Origin of the sequence: Streptomyces sp. NPDC059816 (assembly GCF_042732055.1) — a bacterium.
Lineage (GTDB): Bacteria > Actinomycetota > Actinomycetes > Streptomycetales > Streptomycetaceae > Streptomyces.
In genome coordinates this window covers 91,274-111,047 of sequence record NZ_JBHWIQ010000026.1, presented here as the reverse complement: position 1 = coordinate 111,047, position 19,774 = coordinate 91,274, and the positions used below count along the sequence as shown (strand labels likewise).

13 protein-coding genes (1 of these 13 only partly in view) are annotated in these 19,774 nt (G+C 66.9%); 8 read left to right on the top strand and 5 right to left on the bottom strand.

Features of this window, described 5'->3' with window-relative positions; all coding sequences use genetic code 11:
• Nucleotides 1-346: 346 nt before the first annotated feature.
• From ACFV88_RS28755 to ACFV88_RS28745, 3 genes are all read right to left on the bottom strand, one after another.
• Nucleotides 347-571 carry a hypothetical protein gene (locus tag ACFV88_RS28755; RefSeq protein WP_385494868.1) on the bottom strand — a complete coding sequence of 75 codons (225 nt, stop codon included), beginning with the start codon at nucleotides 569-571 and terminating at the stop codon, nucleotides 347-349.
• A 78-nt stretch (nucleotides 572-649) separates the two neighbouring features.
• The gene (locus tag ACFV88_RS28750) at nucleotides 650-1,330 is read right to left on the bottom strand and encodes a hypothetical protein (RefSeq protein ID WP_385494867.1); all 681 of its coding nucleotides are present in this window, start codon (nucleotides 1,328-1,330) and stop codon (nucleotides 650-652) included.
• 21 nt (nucleotides 1,331-1,351) lie between these two features.
• Entirely contained in the window at nucleotides 1,352-2,401 is a 1,050-nt protein-coding gene (locus ACFV88_RS28745; protein WP_385494866.1) for a M23 family metallopeptidase, read from the bottom strand.
• A gap of 340 nt (nucleotides 2,402-2,741) precedes the next feature.
• Here ACFV88_RS28745 and ACFV88_RS28740 point away from each other — a divergent pair, with 340 nt between their 5' ends.
• The 8 genes from ACFV88_RS28740 to ACFV88_RS28705 all read left to right on the top strand — a co-directional run bounded on the left by ACFV88_RS28740 (nucleotide 2,742) and on the right by ACFV88_RS28705 (nucleotide 11,085).
• Nucleotides 2,742-3,062 (top strand): hypothetical protein, encoded by a 321-nt coding sequence (locus ACFV88_RS28740; RefSeq protein ID WP_385494865.1) that lies wholly within the window; start codon nucleotides 2,742-2,744, stop codon nucleotides 3,060-3,062.
• Nucleotides 3,062-3,865 carry a hypothetical protein gene (locus ACFV88_RS28735; protein ID WP_385494864.1) on the top strand — a complete coding sequence of 268 codons (804 nt, stop codon included), beginning with the start codon at nucleotides 3,062-3,064 and terminating at the stop codon, nucleotides 3,863-3,865. The genes ACFV88_RS28740 and ACFV88_RS28735 overlap by 1 nt, the downstream gene beginning before the upstream one ends.
• 88 nt (nucleotides 3,866-3,953) lie before the next feature.
• Nucleotides 3,954-4,286 (top strand): hypothetical protein, encoded by a 333-nt coding sequence (locus tag ACFV88_RS28730; RefSeq protein ID WP_385494862.1) that lies wholly within the window; start codon nucleotides 3,954-3,956, stop codon nucleotides 4,284-4,286.
• A gap of 4 nt (nucleotides 4,287-4,290) precedes the next feature.
• Nucleotides 4,291-5,712 (top strand): hypothetical protein, encoded by a 1,422-nt coding sequence (locus ACFV88_RS28725; RefSeq protein WP_385494861.1) that lies wholly within the window; start codon nucleotides 4,291-4,293, stop codon nucleotides 5,710-5,712.
• Between the two features lie 33 nt (nucleotides 5,713-5,745).
• Nucleotides 5,746-7,245: an SCO6880 family protein gene (locus tag ACFV88_RS28720; protein ID WP_365696970.1), complete on the top strand. Its 1,500-nt coding sequence runs from the start codon at nucleotides 5,746-5,748 to the stop codon at nucleotides 7,243-7,245.
• Between the two features lie 3 nt (nucleotides 7,246-7,248).
• Nucleotides 7,249-8,610, top strand: coding sequence for an ATP/GTP-binding protein (locus ACFV88_RS28715; RefSeq protein ID WP_385494860.1), 1,362 nt, complete (start codon nucleotides 7,249-7,251; stop codon nucleotides 8,608-8,610).
• A complete protein-coding gene (locus ACFV88_RS28710; protein WP_385494859.1) occupies nucleotides 8,607-10,475 on the top strand; it encodes a type IV secretory system conjugative DNA transfer family protein in 1,869 nt (622 codons plus the stop codon). Before ACFV88_RS28715 ends, ACFV88_RS28710 begins: the two co-directional genes overlap by 4 nt.
• Nucleotides 10,468-11,085, top strand: coding sequence for a hypothetical protein (locus ACFV88_RS28705; RefSeq protein WP_385494858.1), 618 nt, complete (start codon nucleotides 10,468-10,470; stop codon nucleotides 11,083-11,085). Before ACFV88_RS28710 ends, ACFV88_RS28705 begins: the two co-directional genes overlap by 8 nt.
• 75 nt (nucleotides 11,086-11,160) lie before the next feature.
• Here ACFV88_RS28705 and ACFV88_RS28700 read toward each other — a convergent pair whose 3' ends face one another.
• Entirely contained in the window at nucleotides 11,161-11,376 is a 216-nt protein-coding gene (locus ACFV88_RS28700) for a hypothetical protein (RefSeq protein WP_385494857.1), read from the bottom strand.
• A 43-nt stretch (nucleotides 11,377-11,419) separates the two neighbouring features.
• A protein-coding gene (locus ACFV88_RS28695; protein WP_385494856.1) for a hypothetical protein crosses the window boundary here: on the bottom strand, nucleotides 11,420-19,774 show its 3' end. 23,775 nt of this gene lie beyond the right edge of the window; only the last 8,355 of its 32,130 coding nucleotides appear in the window; its start codon lies beyond the right edge, outside the window; it ends in the stop codon at nucleotides 11,420-11,422.

Sequence of the window (19,774 nt, the reverse complement as noted above, 5' to 3'; positions counted from 1 at the left end):
GCACGGCCGATCGCTGTTGCTCTGGACAATGAAGCCTCCATCAGTGGGAACGGGCCGGGTGGGCCGGGTACCCAGTCTGCACTCCTGGAATAGTGCGCGCGAGGAGCGCAGCCAGAATGGGAACACTTGTCCCGCACGGTGCTGCAGGTAGTACCTGCCGTCCCGTCGGGCGGGACGGCCAGTTCGCGAGGGTGGTGGCACCTCAGTCAAAGCGACGGGCCAGCAACCACCCCTGCACTAGGTGCTCGAGGTGCCGCAATCGATTCTGTCGCGGCCTGGAGGGGTTGCTGGCCCGTCGGATCATCACAGTAACGCGAGCCGGCCATGGTCCGCCATGGGCGCATGCTCAACTACTGGCTGCAGAGCCATTTCGGCGTCGGTGCCGCCAGGTTCTTGCGATGAAGGCACCAGCTGCTGTGTAGCTAAGCAGCGAGTACCAGCCGTCCGGCGCTACGATGCGCCAGCTCCAGCCGCTGCCTATGTAGGTCATGCCGAGGGTGATGGTCACGGCGAAGTAGAGCAGGCCGACCACCATCACGAGGTCGGCGAAGGTGAGTCTGTGTCGCTTCACGGCTTCACTCCTCCTCCTGCTCGTGGGCCGGACATGGTGTGCCAGCCGCGAAAGTCAATAGATCATACGGGACTTGGATTAGCCCTCGCCCTTTGGTATTGCGGTCAGAGCGGCGTGATGTCGGAGCAGGCCCATGCGGGCCATTCCCTCAGCCAGTGCGCTCTGGCTCTGAACTGCGCTTTCGGGCCGTTGGCGGCGCCATGACGCGACGGCGTTGTCGGCGCATAGGAGGGTGAGGCAGGGGTTCCTCTGATCGTTGCGGGTCTCAGCGAGCCAGAGCCAGGTCTCCGCGGCGGCTTCGAAGTTTCCGGTGAGCCACGCAAGGTTCGCCCAGTCCTCGGCTGCGTGGAGGGTGACCGCATGTTCGGCGCCGTACTGCATGGTCAGGTCGATGACGAGGCTCTGGGCATGATCGGCTGCCGCTGTGGGTCCGCCGTGGGCGGTGAGCTGCCGGGTAGCCATCAGTCGTGCTTCGAGCTCGGGCGGGAGTCCGGCAGGCAGCGGGCGGTCCGGTGGCACCTGGTCCGGGATCGTGACAGGCAGGTGCAGGGTCTCCGGTGAACCTTCCTGTTCGACGTGGGCTCGCAAGACGAGCTCGGGCCGGGCGCCGGCTCTGAGGTGGGCGAGGGCGGTCTCCGTGGGGGTACGTCCCACGGGGACGGGGATGGCGCTGCCATCGACAGTGACGGTGTCCAGACCGATGGCCAGGTGAGTGGAGATGCTGCGCGGCCTGGGCGTGCCGGGGGCTTGCGGGGTCATGGCGCTCCTCTTGGACGTGGGTCAGATGGTGATGCCGCGTTGGCGCATGTACTTCACCGGGTCGATGTCGCTGCCATACGCGGGCCCGGTGCGGGCCTCGAAGTGGAGGTGCGGGCCTGTCACGTTGCCCGTTGCACCGGTGAGGCCGATGAGTTGACCGGTCGTGACCTTCTGGTTTGCCTTGACGTCGACCCGGGAGAGGTGGGCGTACTGGGTGTAGGTCCCGTCCGACATCTTCAGGACGATGTTGTTTCCGTAGCGGCCTCCCCAACCTGCTTCTACGACCGTGGCGTTTCCGACGGCGTGGAGCTCTGTGCCAGTGGCGACGGGGAAGTCGACGCCGGTATGTGTGCCCGAGGACCACATTGAGCCGCCGGCGCTGTAGTTGTGAGACGACTTGATGCCAACCGGGGCCTGCCATGCGCCGGTTTCCTTCCCGGCGTTCGCGGTGTCGGCGGGCTGCTCACAGTCAATGACGTCCGCGCCCCAGACCTGGGCGACGAGCTTGCCGGCACTGGTCTCCCATTTTGCGTACGCGTCGGGGAATCCCGAGCGCTGCACCCCTTGGGCGACGTGGGCCAGGTCCTTGGTGTCCCAATTGGGGATCTTCACCAGCCCGTCGTAGAACTTGTTCGACGCGTGGATCGGGTCGGTTACCTGTGCCACGGTGCCCCATCTCTGGCTGGGTCGCTGCTGGAAGAGACCCTGGCTGTCGCGGTCTCCGTGATGCAGGTTGTGCAGGGTTGCCTCCTGCATGGCAGTTGCCACCGCGATGACGGCGGCCCTGGGCTTGAGATTCCTCGTTCGGGCGACGTTGGTGATGATGGCTGCGTTCTTCGTCTGCTCCTCGTTCCAGGAGGGCTGGGTCTGGGCCCCGCGGGGGCTGAGCGGGACCTGAGGGCGCTGGGTTGTTCCCCCTTCAGCTGTGGATGCCTTGACGATGCACTGGCTGGCCCCGGTCATCGTCATGTCGTTGTCTGAACCGCCAGCCCCGGCCAGCAGCAGCACGAGTGCGAGCACCGCGATGGCTGGACTGAGCAGGACTATTCCGATCAGCGGTGCTTTCCGCATTTACCCCTCCGAGCGGCCCGCTGGACGGGCCGCTCGAAGAGCGGGTTTCCCGTGGTGCGGGCAGCGGCAGTGCATCGTGCCCGCCAGGCGGAAAGGAGGGCGATGCGTGCTGAATTGGCCTCTAGCGTCGTGCGCCGTCAGCTAGTCACGGAGGTGTCCGAAGAATCCAAGGCGGGACTTTACTTCACTGACCGAGTGAATGGTCAAGCCCTTCCCGTGTCACGGGAATTGGGTGAAGACCGTTTATCGGCCGTGTATTTCTTCCTGCCTTTCGGACCGAGTGGCAATAGTGCGGCGCTCGCCTTGTGATTCTGGGCGCCGAGTCAGCAGGGAGGCAGACATGGTCGGGGCCATACAGGACGCCAGCACTTTGGCGGCAGGCGTGGGCGATCTCGTGAACGGGCTGAGCCCGGACTGGGGTCCGTTTGGTGCGGTGGGAAAGAAGGCACAGACGATCATTCAGGTTCTGATGGCGGCCGTCGTGCTGATTCTCTTCGGCATGGCGATTTGGGGCGCTTGGCAGATCCGCGTCGGGAACTCCCAGCAGAACACGATGGACGTGAAGCAGGGGAAGACGATGGTGATTAGCGCCTTGACGGGCCTGTTCCTCATCGCATCCATGTCGACGCTCTTCGGAATCGTCTTCGGCATGGGGGTCTGATGCGCAAGAAATCCAATGGCGCCGCATCCGGTACTCGGATGCTGGTTCCCGAGCCCGAAAGGGGGGGGCCAGAGAGGCGCCGGCCTCCGGTGCGTGTATTATTCATCGGAGTTTTCGTCGCGGCGGTCCTGTTCGTGGCGCTGGTGGTCTCGCTGACTGGCCAGTCCGGTGGCTCCTCCCAGGACGGCAAGCAGGACACCTCCACCGCCTCCCAGCCGCCGGCGAACCCAGGTGGGAGCGGTGGCAAGACGAAGGCGACCCAGAAGGCTGATGGTGTGCCGGTCGGCTATCCGCAGTCCAAGGAAGGAGTGGCGGCTGCGGCCGCCAACTTCGAGATCGCGCGGTCAAGTCGCTCCTACATCACGGACAAGCCTTACCGCGACAAGCTGATCGGGCAGATCATGGCGCCCGAATCGGTAGCCAGCCAGATCACTCGCGATGACCAGGCGACTGCACAGCTCATCGCAGGGTTCGGCCTTCAGGACCCCAAGGCATCTGGGCTGCTGCTTCGTTCGGCGTGCCTGGGAACGCGGATCTCTAGCTTCTCGGACCAGGTGGCGTCCGTCGATGTCTGGATGACCTCAGTGGCTGGGGTCCCCACGGAGAAGGCCAAGCTGCCGGTGTCCGCGCGCTGGACGACCTACACCTACAACCTCCAGTGGCGTGACGGTGACTGGAAGGTCACCTCCATCGCGTCCGCCGACGGTCCCACTCCGCTCCAGTCCGACGGCTCCTCGCCGTCCTCGATGGAGACATTCCGCACAGCTGAGGAGGAGTTCAATGCTCCGCCGTACGTCGGCTAGCACCGCGCGCCACCTGGCGGCGCTCCTCCTCACGCTGATGGTGGTGGTAGGAGCTGGGTCACCTGCGCTCGCTGCCCCCGTCGCAGCCGTGCCTGCGGCTGCGCCTGCTGCGGCGCCCGCGATCGGCGGCATCGACCTCCCCTGCGTCTTGCCCTCGGGCATGTGCAAGGACATCAAGGAGACCGGCAAGGGGGTCATCGACAAGACGATCGGCGGGGCCAAGTGGATCTGTGACAAGGCCAAGAAGGTCTGCGAGGTGGCCGGGGATGCAGCCAAGGGCGTGAAGGACGGGGTCGACGGCGCCATCGACACGGTGAGCGACACGATCGACTTCGCCACGGATCCGCTGGGCTACCTCGCCAAGAAGTCCTCGCCGTCCGTCGGCAAGCTGGTCGAGGCCATCGCTACGGACGGGATGTGATCCCGTGCTCGAGATCGACTGGAGCAACCCAGGCTTCATCAAGCTGTACTGCATGGTCTTCGCCCTGGCGACGATCTTCACCTGCATCGCCTGGCTGCTCGCCATCGTGAAGCGCGTCGCCCGCGGGGTGAACCCCGGGGCTGCCATCGGAGAGTCCATCGGCAACCTGCTGCTGTCGGTGATCGTGACGGCCTTCGCCCCCGCGATCGTCGCGACCGTTGTGGACCTGGTCGACGAGATGGCGATCAGCATGTTCAAGCCGTTCCTCGCCGACATGGCTCTGACCGGCGCCTTCATCGTGGTGCTGCTCGGAGCGCTCTCGACCCCCGGGTGGGGGCTGCCCATCGCCTTGGCCCTGATCGGGTTCTTTCTGACCGTAGGGCTGGGCCTGTTCCTCATGCTCGTAGCCCGCAACGCGCTGATCCTGATCGGTGTCGTCTTCGGCCCGGTCGTGTTCGCCGGCCTTGTCGACAGGGATCTGTGGGGCCACACGAAGAAGTACATAGGCATCCTGACCGGCATCATCATCTCGAAGTGGGTCATGATGGTGGTTTTGGCCATGATCCCGGCCTTGTTCGGCGGCATGTTCCGCAACCCGCCGGAGGGCTTCGGCAAGGTCCTCAGCACCCTGCTGATCATCCTGGCGCTGTTCATCATCGCTGGCTACGCACCCTGGCAGGTCTCGAAGTTCCTCCCGATGTTCGGTGATGAGATCCAGAACCTGGCTCAGCACCGCGACATGGCGATGCAGAAGGGTAAGGAGGCCTGGTCCAAGGCTCGCGGCAGCAACAGCGACGACGAGATGCAGGACAAGGGCTCTTCGGGTGGCAGCGATGGCCCTGGTACGGGCGACGGCGGCGAAGCCGAGGCCGGCGCCGGGACCGAAGCAGCCGCCGCGGCCGGTCCCGCGGGGCTTGCCGTCAAGGGCGCAGAAGAGGTCAAGGAGAAGGCCGACGACGCCAAGGAGGCGGTCAAGGGCGCGGTCGATAAGGGCTTCGACAGCGCCAACATGGGCAACGAAGACGCTGGATCCATGGGTGACGGCGGTGGCATGTCAGGGGGCGCCGAATCAGAGGGCGGGTCCGAGGGCGGTCCGGAGGGCGGTCCCGAGCAGCCCGGCGGCGCCGGTGGCATGGGCGGAACCCCCGAGCCCGGTGGTGGGGGCGGAACCCCCGAGCCCGGTGGTGGGGGCGGAGGAGGCGGAGGCGGAGGCGGGGGCGGAGGAGGCGGAGGCGGAGGCGGGGGCGGAGGAGGCGGAGGCGGAGGCGGGGGCGGAGGAGGCGGAGGCGGAGGCGGGGCGCCAGGCCCCGGCGACGCACCGCAGGCTCCACCACCGCAGACAGCTGACCTGTCGGGCGGCGGGGGGGCTCCTCCGCCGGCGCCCACCGATGAATGGCCCGACAGCAACCCCTCGTCCCCCGCCTGACTCAGGCTCATCTGAACTGGAGGTGAGCTTGCGGTGGCACGCTCATTTACATTCCCGAGGCCCCGCCCACGCGGATTCCTCGGCCGAAAGTTCGAGGCCGACGAGCAGTTGGTACTCGGCGCAGGAGCAATCCTGACCGTCATTTGCCTGGCAGCACTGCCAGGCTTCCCTCTGAAGATCGTCGGCGTCCTCAGCGTCGCCCTGTTCACTGCGTGGGCGGTGCTCATTCCGTTCCGGGGACGTACGTACCTTCGGTGGTTTGAGATCCAGCGCTCGTATCGGCGGGGGCTACGCAACGGCTCGCTGCTGTATCGGTCCACGGCGCCCCTCGCAGGGCGGTGGGGCGATGGCCGCCCCGCAGCTGTCACAGCGCCGGCCGGTGTTCCCCCGCGTATGGAGTGGTTCGAAGCCAGGACCGGTTTCGGCACCGTGGCCATCCTCCTGCAGCCCAGTGAAGCGATGTTCACCGCGGTGGTCGAGGTCGAGGGGATGAAGCACTTCGGCGGCCTTGACGCCGAGGATAAGGAGAGCCTGATCAGTGCCTGGGAGTTCCTGCTCCGCAGTACCGCCGAGTCCGGTGGACGCATCCAGCGGGTGCAGTGGCTCTCCAAGATCATCCCCACGGATCCCAACGCCCACATCCGCGATGCGGCTGCGCGGCATGATCCCGGCGCCGCCAGTTGGCTGGACGCATCCTACGAGCAGCTGCTGAAGCGGGTGGCCATCTCCGCAGAGGACCGCCGGCTGTTTCTCGCCCTGGGCATCCCCTACAGCCGCGAGCTCGTCGAGGAGGCCAGCCGGTACAGCACTCTGGCAGAGGGTTACGGCATCGTCCTTGGCAAGGAAATCGAGACGTTTATCCGCAACTTGGGACGTGCTCAGCTGCGTTGGGTGCGCAGCCTGGATGAGGCGGCGCTGTCTTCCCTGTTCCACCACAGCTATGCGCCCGGGCACTGGCTCGACGACAACCGCGGCATGGACCGGTCCACGGCCTGGCCTGCCGAGGTGGACGCACGGGACGACTCTCTCATAGCCGCCCGAGGCTTCGAGGCGGACGAACCGTGGTTCAGCGCGACGGCCTGGGTGAAGCAGTGGCCGACGATGCCGGTCGGGGTCAACTTCCTGGCACCGCTCTTGCTCTACGTCCAGGACATGATCTACACCGTCGGCGTCACCATGGAGCTCATCCCTGGAGAACGGGCACTGGCCGATGCGCTCTCGGATGTGACCTCTGAGATTGGCCAGGCCGACGACACGCCGGGCAAGTTGCAGGACCCACGTGAGCGGCGGGAGATCCGCGCCGCGGCAGGGACCGTGGAGGAGATCGCCGCCGGCGCCTCGGGGGTGCGGCTGACGGGTTGGGTCACGGTGACCAGCTCCGACAAGGACGCGCTGATCCGGCAGAAGAACGACATCCGGGCTGCGGCCGCCAAGTGTCAGCTGACGCTCGAGTGGTGCGACAAAGAGCAGTGGCGCGCGTTCGCGAACACGCTGCCCCTGGTCGGCGGCATTCTTCCTGAAGGGCGGCGGTGACCCATGCTGCGCATGATCCTGCCTCAGTCCGCCACCCGGCGGCGTGCGGTGCGCACCACGACGATGCAGGCCTGTGGTCTGTATCCCGCAGTGGGTGCACCCAGCTTGGACCCCAGGGGCGTTATCATCGGCCGGGAGATCTACAGCGGGCGCGCGTGGATCTACGACCCGTTCGTGTTGTATGACCCGACGGCCCGCGAACGTCTGGCCAGTGGGCATGTGCTGGTTCTCGGTAAGTCCGGGCATGGGAAGTCGGCACTGGAGAAGACGTACGTTCTGCGGCAACTGCGCTTTCGAAACAGGTCGTTCTGCATTCTCGATGCGCAGGGTGAGGACGGCCGCGGAGAGTGGGACCAGATCGCCCGCAGCTTGGGCATCACCCCAATCCGTCTGGTCTACGGCGGTTCCGAACAGGGCGTTCGGCTCAACCCGCTGGATCCCCGGATCCCGGCCCGTCACCAGTTCCGCGTGCTGTCCTCGATGGTCGAGATTCTCGCGGGCGCCCTTTCGTCGGAGACCGACTTCGCATTGTCCCAGGCTCACTCGGTGGCTTTGCGGGTCGCGGCCGCCGAGGACCGGGTGCCGGTGCTGTCCGACGTGCACAACGCGCTGACGCATCCTGTAGCGGCCAAGCTCGGCCAGCGCGAGATCAGCGCGGAGGACTTGGTCGTATGGGGCCAGCCGGCCTCACTCGCTTTGGACAAGCTCTGCGCTCCGAATCGGGAGCTGGCTGGTCTCTTCAATGGCCCCACCAGCGAGGGCATAGACCTCGATGCTCGGCTGATCGTCTTCGATCTGGCACAGCTGCCTCGCGAAGGTGTCGCGATGCCGCTCCTGATGGCGGTGATCGGGCCGTGGCTCCGGTTCGGCTGGCTGAAGGAAGGCGATGACGTCAAAAGGACGTTGATCGTCGAAGAAGCCTGGCACATCCTCTCGCACCGCGCAGTGGCGCGGCTGTTCGAGGAGTTCATGCGGTACGGCCGCCGGTTGGGGCTGAGCTTCTGGTCGATCTTGCATCACCTCGGCGACCTGCTGATCGCCGATGCCCCTGAAGCGGCGGCCATCCTCAAACTCAGCGCGACGAGGGTCATCTACCACCTCGACCAGCATGAAGCGGAGCTGACGGCCGACTACCTGCAGCTACCCAAGTGGGCAGTGGCAGCCATCACGGACCCCGCCAATTTGTGCGCGCCCGGCAGAGCCGTGTGGCAGGTGGGCAAGCGGGTGCTGCTGGTGGAACACATCCGGTCGCAGACGGAGATCCAGCTGACAAACACCGACAGCAGGATGGCGGAAAAGCGCACTACGCCCACCGGGAACTTCACCGCTCCCATCGTGCCTCTGCGCAAGGGGGGCTCCGCGTGAACGGCAAGGTTGTCACACCTCACAGCGGGATACGACTCCACCTGTTCCGTGACGGCTGGTGGTTGTTCGCGATTGCCGCAGTGGTCGCCGGGTCGTTCCTGATGTGGGTGGCTGCAGGTGTCTCCGGCCTGCTGAACCACGGCAAACTCGCCTCCGTTTCCTGGTCGCAAGCGGGCCAGGCTCTGGTCAGGCTGTCGGCCGACCCCTTGAACCCTGGGAACGCCTTCCCGCCCGGGGCCGGGGTCGGTCATGCACTGATCTTTTATCCCGTGCTGCTTGCCACCGCCTTTGGAACCGCAGTCGTCGGACGCAAGGTCTGGCGCAGGTGGTCGGCGTGGAACTCCGAGGGCACTGACGGCTTGGCTACCAGGCGGGAGCTGGAGGCCGCTCTTGGCGAGAGCTACGCGTTGTCCAGGCTTCCCGCCCTGCGTCCCAGTCTGGCCAAGCTGGCGAAGGCGGCGGGGCCCTCAACCGCGGCATGGTCCCTCCTACCAGCCAGGCTTCGCAAAGAGGATCAGAAGCTGTCCGTGGCCAGGCCGAGCGTCAAGACAGTCGCCGTGCACATCGGAGTCTCCGACCCAACGGGGGTCCCGCTCTGGGTACCTATCGAGGAAACGATCCTCCTGATTGCGCCTCCCCGGGAGGGTAAGACGAGCCAGATTATCATGCCGGGCATTCTCGATTTCGAGGGCACGGTACTGGCTACCAGTTCGAAGGTTGACATCCTCTACGCCACGGCAAAGCTGCGGGAACGGCACGGGCCGGTTCAGGTTTTGGATCCGACCGCCCTTTCGGGATGGCCCCACCAGTTGCGCTGGTCGCTCGTCGACGGCTGCGAGGATTTCACCACGGCGCGAAAGCGTGCCGAAACACTCACATCCACCACGAAATCCGAGGAGGGCACAAAGAACGGCGGGTATTTCGCGATGAATGCGCAGATCTTGATTACCTGCTGGCTTCACGCGGCCGCTCTGGAAGGCCTTGGCGCGATGAATCTGCTGCGCTGGGCCACTGCGCCCAGTATTCGCGAGCCCGTGGACATCCTCGCCAGGCACGGCCGGTCGGACCTCGCCCGCGCCCTGGCGGCGCAGCACGCCGCCGCGCCTGAGGAGCGGAGCGCCTCGTGGCGAACTGCGGAGCAGAGCTTCACTGCGCTGTATGACCCGCTGGTAGCACAGATCTTTGCAGCGGACCCGAAGGATCCGACGCTGTTCAGCATCGAGCACTGGCTACGCACCGGCGGAACACTGTTCTTGATCGGCGAGGAGGACGAGGGAAGCAGCCTCGCCCCGATCATGGCAGCGTTCACCAGGTCCATCCTGGACACCGCCAAGAAGGTTGCCGCGAAAATGCCGAACGGGCGGCTCGATCCGCCGCTCGGATTCTTCGGCGATGAGTTGGCCAACGTCGCACCACTTCCCCAGATTCCGTCGCTCATGAGCGTCAGCGGGTCTCAAAATATATTCGTTGTCGCCGTGCTCCAGAATCTTGCTCAAGCTCAGGAAAGGTGGGGTGAGATCGGTGTTCGTAAAATGTTCGCGGCGGCCACCGTGAAGGTGATTCTTGGCGGTGTCAGCGACGAACAGGAATTGAAGACCTACAGCGCCCTGGCTGGGGAGTTCGAAGAAGACACAGAATCGATATCGGACAGTGGAGACAGTATGTCGGTATCTGTGTCGACCCGCCGCCGGGCGGTGCTGGAGCCGGCCGACATCCGAATGATTCCCGAACGGCACGGTCTGGTGGTGCACCGCAGGACCAAGGTCACCAGGGTCAAGTTCGAGCGGATCCACGAGAGCTCTCGCGCTGCGGAGATCAAGGCCGCGGCGGACGCAGCCCTGCGGGAGGCGCAAAACAGTGGCTGACGGTGAGGAGTTCGGCCTGGAGGAGCCGGAGGAGGACCCGTTCCAGCCGCTACTCGACGCGCTGGATGCGTTCAACGGCGAACAGAGAATCATCACCAATCGGCTCACCGAGATCGAGCAGCAGCTCAGCACGCTTCCCCAGCCGACTGCCGCCGGAACCGCCGGCGGTGGTCCGGCGGCAGTCGGAGCATCTGGCGAGGGCGAGCGGGCGCCAGGTGCTGCAATCGACTGGCGCACTGTGCCCGAGGACCAGTACCAGGAGCTGTGGGACAAGTTCGTTGACTGGGTTCTGTGGCTGGCCGACGAGTTCGAGCTGTCCACCGACCAGCTCCCCCGCCAGTGCTGGTACCTGCACGGCGCCGCTCGCCAGGAGCTCACGGCGCTGTGGACGGGATGGGAGTCCGCCTACAACCCGACGGGACAGGACGCCGCAGCCGGGCCCTACCTGTGGCACGACGGCCTGGCCCGGGTACTCGAGCGTCTTCCCCGGATGTACCTGGGTGAGTGCGCGAACGGCTATCACCAGCCACGCACGCGTGTGCCGTTCACCGGCAGCGCCGAATACCGCGACGCGGTGCGGGGACAGGTGAGTCCGCCCCAGGGCAGTTGAGCATCGGCCCGTTGTGGGGGTGGGCCCGGCTTACCACTTCGTCTGGTAGCCGGGCCCTCCCCTACAACGGGCCTCTCAGCGTGTTCGGGCCGCCCTGGTCGGCGCTTGCAACTCGGCATAGTAGTGCTGCGGCGGCACGGGCTCGGGGGGCGCCTGGGTGGCGCGGGCGGCCCGCTGCGCGGCCTCCAACTGTCGCAGCCGCATCTGGGTGTCGGTGACGACGTGGATATGACGTCGAGCACGCTCCCGTCGCCTGATATCTGCGCTGTCGGCTTCCGCCTCGTGGTCCATCGGCGCGCTCCTCTCCTTCCTAGGGACTGTGACCGGTCGTCTGTCAGCCGCGGCCGGCGCCCGCTGCCCTTGCGAGCGGTTGCTGAGGCTGTTGCGCTGCCTGATCCTGGGGGCGGATCGGTGTGACGGCAGGGCTCGCGCCTTGCACAGCAGGCTCTTGGGGGCGCTCGGTCTTCAGGGCTTTGACACGTTCGCCGCTGTCCTTGAGGAGACCCGCCACACGGTCGTGGTTGGACAGCCGCGGACGCCGGTCCGCATCAGGTGCGCTCACGTGCTGCTCCGGAGCGGCTTGCGGTGCTTCGGGCCCTGATGCCGGATGGGCCCCGGTGGGCGGGGGCGCAGTTGCGGGCGGTTCGGCCGAGGGCGGCTCCGGGGCCGGTGCTGCGGCAGCCGCGGCGTCAACGGTGCTGGCCTCTGCCGGAGCGGTTGCCGTGGCCTGAGAGGTCGGCCCCTCCTGTACGGAGGTGTCCGGCAGACTCGCTCGGTAGGTGACGAGCTCGGACTCGGCGCGCAACAAAGCGTGTTGCAGTTCGTCTGGATCGGTGATGAGCATCGCTCGGCGGGAGGTGCCCTCAGCACGTGTGGCCGACGTCTCGGAGACAATGCCCAGCCGCTCCATGACCACCAGTGCGTGCTGCGCGCGTCCGAAGGTCTCTGCGTCGTCAGCCAGTACCAGCGGCGAGGGCTCTTGCGTGGCGAGGGCTCGCTGCGCGAACTCGTGGATGTCCGTGACGGTCAGCCGCGTTGCGGTGGCCGAGTCCGGTGTGCGGTCTCCGTTGATGGTGTGGTGAATGCGTTCGGCCCATGCCTCGAGCAGCGGGCGCCGCGGGTTGCGTTCGGAGAGGCTGTCCGCAAGCTCGAGGACAGCGGTGCGAATGCGCGTCCATTCTCCAAGGCGGGCCGGCCCATCCACGTCCTTGAGCAGGAAGCCGAGCCGTTCGGACGGGTCGAGGGCGGCGTCGAGACCATTGCTCTCACCGCTCTCCGCCGTGTAGCCGAGCCTGGCATAGAGCGCCTGTGCGTGGATCCCGGCTCGGAGTTTGGGCGACTCAGGGTCGTCGGGGTTGAGTTCGCCCAGCTCCTTCCAGGCCGCGCGCGCCTGCTGTATGGCCGTCTCATAGACGGGGTTGTGCTTCTTGCCTGTGTAGTGGCCAGGTGCCCGGCTTTCTCCTTCGCTGATCCTGCCGCGCAGGAGGTCGACGGTCTCGCTTGCCCAGTGATGGACTCCCTCCCACAGGGCGGTGCTGAGCCGCCATCCCTTGTCTTCGGACACCTTGGCCAGGTAGCCGGACAGGGATGCGATGATCTCTGCGCTGCGGATCTTCAGTGTCCGTCCGAGACCGTTGAGCCTCTTGTCGCCCTGGAAGCGTTCCAGCGCAGCATCAAGGCGGGTCCAGCGGCGGGTGAGGTCTGCAGTCGCCTGGGCCGCCGGCGAGCGGCGCACGCTCGGGAACGAGGTTCGCAGGGCCTCCCAGGTGAGGGATTCGGGCCAGCTGGGGAGCGGGATGCGGCGTTGGTTTGGCGGGGCGAGCGCTTCCAGGGCTGATACGAGCTTGTCCATCTCGCGGGTGACGGTCAGGTAGTGCGTCAGCGCGGTGCCGGGCTCGAGGATTCCGGCCGCTTGGTCGGCGGTGTCGGTTGCCGCGCGGGTGAGCGCTCGCAGGGTGTCGGGGACAGGATGGTTGCTGATGCCGTCTCGGCCCAACTCTTCGGAGAGAGCGGTGGTGTTGATGCTGATCGCACGTGCGACCGTTGAGGTGAGTGCGGCCTGACGACGCTGACGGTTGGTCTCGCTGCTGCTGGTATCGGTCCGGATGACCGTGAGTGCGGCGTTGGCAGCGGCAACGAGCAGATGGATCTGTCGGTAGCGCTGGTCTTCGCGGAGCGCGGGACGGTCGCCGACAGCCCGGTCCTCCAGGGCCGTGAGGGTCTGGAACTCCTGCATGAGCGCTTGGATGTCGAGCGGGGCCTGGAGTGTGACCTGCTCCCCTGCGGCGGCAAGGGTGGCGTCCGCCTCCTGGGCGTTGGTCACAAGCCGCTGGCGGATCGGTGTACGCGCGGCCTCCTCCCATGCTGCGGAGGTCGTCTCGGTGGACTCGGCGGCCTGAATGACCGGTTCCAGGTCGGTGGCCAGCTGCTCCGCGGGCAGGGGCACTGCGGGCTCAGCGGTGTCGGTCGCTGCCATGATCGGGAGTTCCTCCTGAGAGTGTGTCGCGTGCTGGGCGCGTTGGCGCTCCTCCATAACCTGGTGGATGGCTTCGGATGCCCGCCGGAAGGCCGAGTCGGGGCTCTCGTGGGGGTTACGTTCGGCGAAGGCCGCGTAGGTGGTGTGCTCGGCTCCCATCTGCAGGGTTTCCTGGAGATGTAGTGCCAGCTTGATCACGGTTGATTCCGGCAGCCGTGCGGCGCCGAGCATCACGCCGATCTCATGGGCGGCGTCGACGGGAGGCAGCAGGCTCTTCTCGTCCTGCAGCTTCTTGAGCGTCTCGGAGGCCCGGAGTTCGACGATCTGCGCGAGGGCTTCGTCTAGGGGGACCAGCGTTTCCGTGAGTGCCCGGTGGAGGGCTGCGTCGCCTTGGGTCAGTCGGAGTTCGTCGGGGTCTTTCGCGCCGCTGATGAAGACGGCGTGGATCGCGCCTTCCCACTCGGCGGCCAGGGCGGCTTGGCGCAGCAGGGCGTCCTGGCCGCCGCGGTCGTTGTCGAGGACGAACACCAGGGGCTGTGGGCCATCGTGCAGGGCCGCGAGTTCGGCGATGTGGTTGGTAGTCAGGGCGGTGCCGCAGGGGGCGATGGACACGCCGGGTCGCTCTGCGTCCGTGTGCCCCACGGCGTCCAAGGCGGCGGTGTTCGCGTTGGCGTCGAACGGCCCCTCGCTTAGGTAGATCGGGCCGCCGCGTGCTGCGGCGGTGTGCCAACCATCCGGCCCGTAGAGCTGCTCGCCCTTCTTGAAGACGACGGTGTTCTTGGAGCGGTACTTGCCGTAGTCCTCGATCGCCTTGGGGTCGAGGGCTCGGCCGATGAAGGAGACGACGCGGCCCTGCGCATCGCGGATGGGGAGGACCACGCTGTCGATGAACTGGTCGACCTCCTTTCCCTTCTCCGTGATGTTCAGCAGGCCGGCGGCGATCAGTTCGTCCTTGGTGAATCCCTGGTTGCGCAGTTCGTTGGTGATCGCGCGCCACTTCCGGGTGTGCGGTCCCGCGGGTGCGTATCCCAGGTTCCAGCGCCGAGCTTCGCTCGGGTCGTTGATTCCGCGCTTCGCAGCTAGGTGCCCTTGGGCGGCCTCTGCCTCCGGGGTGGTCAGGGCCTGTTCAAAGAGGGGGAGGGCGGCGTCGAGGGCGGCGTAGATCCGTTCCGTGGCGACCGGCTGCTGCTCGCGTTCGGCGCCATCGGCCACGGCCGCCGGCGCGGCTGTGCGTCGCGAAGCTGGGCTCTCTACGGTGGAGGATCCGCCTTGAGTACGGACGGCCGGTGCGGCGGCATCGGGTCGGGGCCCGGCCGGTGCCTGGGCTGCGGCCCGGGGCTGGGGCGCCGCGTGGGGTGCTGCCGTCGAAGTGACCTCGGGCGCGGGCGTACCGGCCTGTGTCTGCGCGCCTATGTCTGCGTCGACTCGGTTGAGTTGGCTCTGCAGCCACACCCGCAGCTGGACCACTCTAAGTGGGCCGTGGGTGTCGATCGGAACTTCACCAAGCCCGTGCTCCTCAGCCTGGGCGGTCATCTGTTCCAGCGTGACTCGGTCGACGGCCTGGCTTGCGTCGTCGCTCAGCTGCTGGGCGGCGGCGCGGGCGGCCTGGTTGGGGCCAACGGGTGTTTGCGGGACGAGCTTAGGTCCGGGTGGTGTCGTCTGGCCGGTGGCCTTCAGCCGGGCAGCGATGGCCGTCATCAGCTGAGGGTAGGGCGATTCTCCACGCGGGGGGCGCTGGCCGGGGTTGAACGGCGTCATCTCGGTGGGTGCCACCGTCAGGACGGGCTCCTGGTGGTCTTCGAGGCTGAAGACGATGCCGGCGGGTGTTGCCTCCCAGAAGAGTGGCAACTGGCGCTTCCCGATGTGCCCGTAAAGAGCGCGTGCGGCTGGGGCGCCACCATGGTGGAGGGCGTTACGCACATCGGCCGAGAGTCGATCCGAGGCTAGGTCCTGGAAGGCGTAGGAGTCGCCGTTGACGGTGAGTACGACTATTTCGCCGGCGGCGGGCCGGGGGGTGCTGGCGGTTTGGGGCTGCGCCGCCCTTGCGGGCTGAGCAGCCGGAGGGGGTACAGCCATGGGCTTCTCCATCGGCTCGGTGGTGGGCTGGGCAGGTTCTGGCGCAGCCGTGAGCGACTCCGGGTCCTCAGTGGCCGCGGTTGCCTTCAGTGTCGGTTCCTGGTCAGCGGATGGTTGGGGGGCAGGGGCGAGTTGGGTCTGGGGGGCCGTCGCGTCGTCGGTCGGCTGCTGAAGCGCGGTGAGAACCTTGCGCAGCGTGTTGGGGTCCGGTAGCTGTGCGACCAACTCGCGTCGACGGTTGCGTTGTTCCGGCGTTCCAGTCGCGGTCCTTGCGTCCCTCACTGTGAAGGCCGTTGTGTAGTTCGCGACGGCACGCCCCTCGGGTGTGACGGCGATCGATCCGTCCCAGCCGGTGATGTAGTCGAGGTGGCTGCATACCTGGTCGGGGTCGAGACCGAGCATCTCGGCTTCGTCAGCTGCGCGGGAGCGATGCCCCGCCACGATCTCGGCGATCTGGCTGATGGTGGGGGGTTCTTGGTTGGAGTCCAGCAGGGTCGTGAGGTCCGCGTGGACCGCACGTTGGACCTCGCCAACGAGGCGGTGTTCGTCCGTGTTAGTGATTCGGTCGAGCACCGATCGGGCGTTCTCCTCGAACTGAGCGAGGGGGAAGGCCTCCTTCCATGCCTCCTGCCCGGTGACTTGGTCTGCGTCACTGGAGAGGTAGGCGGCAGCGAGGGACGTGAGATCCCGGCGTTCTGTCCGCGTGTAGCGGCGCTGGGCGGCGGCGAGGGAGGGCCAGAAGGTGGCGTCCGTGGTGCTTCCGGGCGCGTGGGGCGGCGTGTGGAGAACGGACAGGTTCAAGGCTGCCCGGGCCTTGTTGTGCTGTTCCATCCAGCCCACCCGCTGAAGCATCCAGGCAAGCCGATCATGGGCGGAGCGGTAAGCGGCGTGAACCGGTGCGTTGAGGCGGCGAGTGTTCATCAGTCGACCGTCGTTGAGACTGCCGTCCCATCCCGCAGCGTGGGCCAGCACCGCTGTGACCGCACCCACGTCGATGCCGCGGCGTTTCGCTTCGGCTTCGGCCTGCTCGACCACATGGATGAGTGCGCTGTGACTGCGTTGATAGGCCTGTGCCGTCGGGACGTCGCGCCCGGATCCGTTCTCGAAACTCAGGATGCCGGGCGCGGTCATGGCCGTCTCGAACTGCTCGCGTGCCTCGTCGGCGCAGACGGTGAGCTGCTCACGGAGGGCCTGGCCCGCTTGGGCGGCCAGTGCGCGCACAGCAGAGTGGCGTGTGCGGCTGAGGGCGCTGGTGAGTGCGGCATCGAACTCGGCGAAGGGGTTGAGTTGTAGGAACAGGGCCCGGGCATCGCTTCGAACCTTCGGGCTCGAGATATGGCGTGTGGCTTCGGCCCTCGGATCCGTGTACGGGTCGTTGTCCCTCGGCAGGGCTGCACCGCGATCAAGCCACGCCTGTCGCCTCCTTCCGCTCAGACGACCGCCGTGGGGCCAGCCCTCGATATGGAATACTCCCGGCGCTTCGCCTTCGGGTTCTGTGGCCGATGATGGCGCGGAGCTGGCGGTGGACGAGGACGGCGGGGGCGGTGTCGGGGATGTGTCCTGATCGGCCCGGAGTCCTTCCGCCGGTTCAACGTCCTGGTCCACGGCTTGGGTGGGCTCTACCGGCGGTACGGCGCTGATCTCAACCGATGTAGTGCCGTGGTCCCCGGAAGCCACAGCCTTTTCTGGCGCGTCGCCAGATTCTGTCGCGGAGCGTCCGCCGTCTGCAGCCCAGGTGTCGATGCCCCCGGGGTCCGACATGACGTCGGCGAGCACCGCTGGTGCGGGGGTGGGGCCCACTGCCGGTTTTCCATCCGAGCCTTGAACTGCGCTCATTCCGAACAGCGTCTCAGAGTCGGGACCATGAGTAGGCGGCGTATGGCGGCGACGCGGCTGGGACGGCCTGGCTGTGCTGGGGGCGGGCGGTACAGTCGTTCCGTCCTGCTCGCGTGGCGACGGCGACGCTGAGGGGCTTTGGGTGCGGGTGGCTTCGGCGGGCACGTCGGCGAGGTCCTCTGCGATACTCGGCCGGCGCGTTGGCCTGGAGACCGCCTCGACCGCGAACAGCGCCCCCTCGACCGCGGGCTCAGCTACAGGCTGCTCGTCCTGGGCCCGGACAGGTTGTGGCCCGGGCGCGGCCACGGGTTCATCCTGTGGCGTCTCCGGCCTCTCGGTGTCTTTCGCCGTCTTGGCGGCAGCACGTTCGGCGGCCCGCCGCTCCAGGCTCGCGACGTCCGCATCAAGGCGCTGGGCCTGAACGTCGAGGGCTGTGCACAGGTCGAGGACGTCTTCGCCGATGCCGGACTGTGTCCGGACGGACAACGGTAGTTCGGCGTTAATCTGCTGGACCAAGGACAAGGCAGCGCGGAGCGCTGCAGCTCGTTCGCGGCAACCGTCGGCTCCGGTACCCGCACTCATCAGTGGGGCGAGCACCACTTCAACCGCGTCCATAGCCACGCTGAGTCCGGGCACCCTGTCCGGGCGCCGCACAGCCTCTTCCTTGAGCCGGGCAAGCAGGGAGTTGGGGCCGGCGATGTGGTTCATGTCGACCTGCAGGGCGCTGAGATAAGGGTGCGGCCCGAGCAGCGGTCGCAGGTCTTCAGGACGCCGGCGCTCGCGGGGAACTACCGCCAGTTCCTCCCCGGCCTCGGGGAGGTAGGGGTACTCGTCCTCGCCGAAACGAAGACCGATGTGGAGTTTGGGGTTCGTGACGTGGAAGATGCCCGTAACGGCATGACCGGCGCGGCTTCGGACAACGAGGTCACCGACACGAAGCTGATCCGCTGTGCGTCGCTCAGGCCGCAGGTCGTCGCGGTACTGGCTCGGGTTGACGAGCACAGTGGCAGGGAGCCGCGTGACACGGATGTACGGCTCGTCAGCGGCCAGAACCACCCCTGTCTCGGTGTCCGTCAGGGTTACCTGGGCCAGGCCGGCAGAGCCCCCGTGGCCCTCATATGAAGGCGACACCAGCCCTTGGATCCTGACTATCTCGGGGGGTTTGGCGAGGTTCCGCGTGCTGGCTGGCCATTCGAGGTCCCCGCTGCCCACGGAGAAGGTCACGTGCTCCCCGGGCTGCATCTGCTGCGGCGTGATCTCGTGAGGTTCTGGCGTGTCCGGGCGTGCTCCGGCTTCCTGGGCATACTTCTGGCCGGGTTCGGGTGCGTCATCGTCAAGTTGCACGAACTGGCCAAGGCCGTCCAGGTCGCTCAGGGTGAATGTGATGCTGTCGCTGGTCTGGACGAGGGGCCGACCGTCGCTGTCGAAGCGTCGCAGTCCGAGAGTGCTGTCGTCGGTGCGGGCGAGAGGACGTCCGCTGCCATCCCACAGACGGACCCCGTCGAGGCGGATCTCGCCGCTGTCCGCAGAAACCGAAGTGACGGTCGCCCAGGCGGTGATGAGGTGCGTGCCCCCGAACGTTCCGGAGAGGAGCGCTCGCCCGTACAGGGTGCTCGCCGGGGTTTGCAGCTGGATGCGCTGGCCTGTCTTGAGTTCGAACGGCAGGACCCGGGTGCCCAGATGCAGCCCGTCGTCGCTCACCGCGGCCCGCTGTGGCTCCCCCGTCGCCAGGGGCACCCGCTCATCGGATCCGACTGTTCGTACACCCGCGGTGGTCAACAACGTGACCTGGGCGTCGGTGCGGTCCTTGATGGAAAGTACTCGCTCCGGCAATGTGGAGTCGGCTTCATGCCGGAGTTCAGTTCCCTCCTGGATCTCTCGGCCCCAGATCCGTCCAGTGCCGGCGTGGTTGTCCGTCCGCTCCCGTTCGAGGTTGTAGCGCCGTTCGGCGCTGCGGTGCTGGTCTCCGAACTGAGCGGCATGTTCGGCGTCGATGCGCAAGAAGGCGAGCTTCCAGGTTTCCCCGCGGTCAGTGCCGCGCTCGTCCGGGCGGACATCGGGGGCTGCCCAGTTGAGGGGTTGGCCGTCGGCGTCACGCAGGGTGGTGACGAGTGCGGCCCAGCCCTCGGCAGCCTTGCGGGTGGGGTGGGTAGTGCGCGCCTGGTGATTGGGGTCGCTGGCCGGGATGAGGCTGACGTCGCTGCGGGCTGTCAGAACGAGCCATCCGAGCGTTGCCGAGATCAGCGCGAACTGCCCGTCCGCCGAGAGGTGCACAGTCTCGGGGTTCTGGGTGGCGATGTT

What these genes read in the sequence shown, in the direction of transcription:
- ACFV88_RS28750 (WP_385494867.1), bottom strand. Translation starts at nt 1,330, where the DNA reads ATGACCCCGCAAGCCCCCGGCACGCCCAGGCCGCGCAGCATCTCCACT.
- ACFV88_RS28745 (WP_385494866.1), bottom strand. Translation starts at nt 2,401, where the DNA reads ATGCGGAAAGCACCGCTGATCGGAATAGTCCTGCTCAGTCCAGCCATC.
- ACFV88_RS28740 (WP_385494865.1), top strand. Translation starts at nt 2,742, where the DNA reads ATGGTCGGGGCCATACAGGACGCCAGCACTTTGGCGGCAGGCGTGGGC.
- ACFV88_RS28735 (WP_385494864.1), top strand. Translation starts at nt 3,062, where the DNA reads ATGCGCAAGAAATCCAATGGCGCCGCATCCGGTACTCGGATGCTGGTT.
- ACFV88_RS28715 (WP_385494860.1), top strand. Translation starts at nt 7,249, where the DNA reads ATGCTGCGCATGATCCTGCCTCAGTCCGCCACCCGGCGGCGTGCGGTG.
- ACFV88_RS28700 (WP_385494857.1), bottom strand. Translation starts at nt 11,376, where the DNA reads ATGGACCACGAGGCGGAAGCCGACAGCGCAGATATCAGGCGACGGGAG.